The 2352-nt window shown below is 70.5% G+C and carries 4 protein-coding genes; 1 reads left to right on the forward strand and 3 read right to left on the reverse strand.

Annotation, left to right across the window (positions count from 1 at the left end; genetic code table 11):
• The first annotated feature begins 270 nt into the window (after positions 1-270).
• Positions 271-537 (forward strand): 30S ribosomal protein S20, encoded by a 267-nt coding sequence (rpsT, locus tag ACNFOC_RS53335; RefSeq protein ID WP_043676462.1) that lies wholly within the window; start codon positions 271-273, stop codon positions 535-537.
• A 209-nt stretch (positions 538-746) separates the two neighbouring features.
• Here rpsT and holA read toward each other — a convergent pair whose 3' ends face one another.
• The 3 genes from holA to ACNFOC_RS53350 form a co-directional block, all read right to left on the reverse strand.
• Positions 747-1736, reverse strand: coding sequence for a DNA polymerase III subunit delta (holA, locus tag ACNFOC_RS53340; protein WP_405859448.1), 990 nt, complete (start codon positions 1734-1736; stop codon positions 747-749).
• 126 nt (positions 1737-1862) lie between these two features.
• Entirely contained in the window at positions 1863-2117 is a 255-nt protein-coding gene (locus ACNFOC_RS53345) for a hypothetical protein (protein WP_416966163.1), read from the reverse strand.
• A 3-nt stretch (positions 2118-2120) separates the two neighbouring features.
• Positions 2121-2352: hypothetical protein (locus ACNFOC_RS53350; protein ID WP_416966164.1), on the reverse strand; the 232-nt coding region annotated here is incomplete at its 5' end.

A 2352-nucleotide genomic window follows, 5' to 3' on the forward strand; every position in this document is an offset into this window, starting at 1 on the left:
GGTTCGGGGAGGCCTGGGGCTCCTCGAGGGTCGGGGCAGGGGCCTGGCCTGCGCCGACAGGCGAAGGGTGCGGTCCGGTTCGGGACGGTGCGGGACGGTAGCCGTCGGTCCCTCGGCGACCGGTTTGGGTGGGCCGGTGGGCGGCTGGTAGCCTGAGTGGCTGTGCCTCATCCCTGACCGGTATCCCCGCTCGGTGCGAGACACACCCCAAGGAAAATCATCGGCCCGGGACCCGTGCGGCCCCGTGCCAGAACCTGCAAAGGCTCATTCGTGGCGAACATCAAGTCCCAGATCAAGCGGATCAAGACCAACGAGAAGGCTCGGCTGCGCAACAAGGCCGTCAAGTCCTCCCTGAAGACCGCGATCCGCAAGGCCCGCGAAGCCGCTGCCGCGGGTGACGTCGAGAAGGCCACCGAGTACCAGCGCGCTGCCGCGCGTCAGCTCGACAAGGCCGTCGCGAAGGGCGTCATCCACAAGAACCAGGCCGCCAACAAGAAGTCGGCGCTTGCTTCCAAGGTCACCGCGCTCAAGGGCTGATCCTCCGCACTTGCCTCGGCCCGCGCTCGCGCGGACCGGACCAGTAGCAATCCACCGTGAGGACAACGTCGAGCCCTCTACCTCGATTCACGGACAGATATCGTGGTCGCCACGCCACGTACAGTGCCCCCGGACCCACTTCGGGGGCATTGCTGTTTCCCCAACTTCTTGCTTCTGCGGCCTCTTGCTTCCGCAGGGGGCGGGGTCGGTCAGGCCTGCCCCCGGGACCGGGCCGCCCGGGCGATCGCGACGACCGCCTTCTCCAGCGCGTACTCCGGATCGTCCCCCCCGCCCTTCACTCCCGCGTCCGCCTCGGCCACCGCGCGCAGCGCGACGGAGACCGCGTCCGGTGTCCACCCCCGCATCTGCTGCCGTACCCGGTCGATCTTCCACGGCGGCATCCCCAGCTCACGCGCCAGATCCGCCGGCCGTCCCCCGCGCGCGGACGACAGCTTCCCGATCGCCCGCACTCCCTGCGCCAGCGCGCTGGTGATCAGCACCGGCGCCACCCCGGTGGACAACGACCACCGCAACGCCTCCAGCGCCTCCGCCGCCCGTCCCTCCACGGCCCGGTCCGCGACCGTGAAGCTCGACGCCTCGGCCCGCCCCGTGTAGTACCGCCCGACGACCGCCTCGTCGATGGTCCCCTCGATATCGGCGACCAACTGGGAGACGGCGGACGCCAGTTCGCGCAGATCACTGCCGAGGGAGTCGACCAGCGCCTGGCAGGCTTCCGGCGTGGCCGATCTGCCGGTCGCCCGGAACTCGCCCCGCACGAACGCCAGCCGGTCCGCCGGCTTCGTCATCTTCGGGCAGGCCACCTCCCGCGCCCCGGCCTTGCGCGCGGCGTCGAGCAGCCCTTTGCCCTTGACCCCGCCCGCGTGCAACAGCACCAGCGTGATCTCCTCGGCGGGCGCACCGAGATACGCCTTCACGTCCTTGACCGTGTCGGCGGACAGGTCCTGCGCGTTGCGTACGACCACGACCTTGCGCTCCGCGAAGAGCGACGGGCTGGTCAACTCGGCGAGTGTGCCGGGTTGCAGCTGGTCCGAGGTCAGGTCACGTACGTCCGTGTCGGCGTCGGAGGCCCGAGCAGCGGCCACCACCTCCCGCACGGCACGGTCGAGCAGGAGGTCCTCCTGGCCCACGGCAAGGGTCACCGGGGCGAGAGGGTCGTCATTCGCAGTCTTCCTGGCCATCCCGTAAAGCATCGCACGCGCCACTGACAACGCGTCCCGCGTGCCACGTGCCGGGGTCGGACGGGGGTGCGAGTACGGGGTCGAGTACGGGTTCGGGTACGAGTCCGACCGTAGAACCGGCCGCCGCTACGGCTCCTCACGCCAGCCGTCCCACTCGCCCGCGAACGCGTCCAGCTCCGCGGGATCGAGCCGTCCGTCCTCGTCCCGCAGAACGAGCAGCCACTGGGCGTCCTCGGCGTCGTCCTCACCGGCCAGCGCGTCCCGTACCAACCGCGGTTCCTCGTCGAGCGCGAACCGCTCCCCGAGCACCTCCGCCGCCTCCTGGGCCGCGTCACGGTCGGGCAGCACCAGCACATGTCTCACATCGCTCACGCGAGACATTTTCTACCCCCGTCCCCGTACCTCCGGAACCGACCCCAGCTCGATCCCGAACCGCTCCCGGTACACCCCCAACACCTCCTCGTCCGCCGTCAGTTCACGTACGTCCCGCGCGGCGCGTGAACGGGCCGCGTTGACCTGGCCGTTGAGCCGGGCGAGGCCCTCGCGGCGGTCGGCGATGGAACGGGCCACGTCCTTCAGCCGCCGTTCCTCGGCCGTCAACTCCCGCTCCAGGTCG

This window comes from Streptomyces colwelliae (assembly GCF_048158785.1).
In the GTDB taxonomy this organism is placed as follows: Bacteria; Actinomycetota; Actinomycetes; order Streptomycetales; family Streptomycetaceae; genus Streptomyces.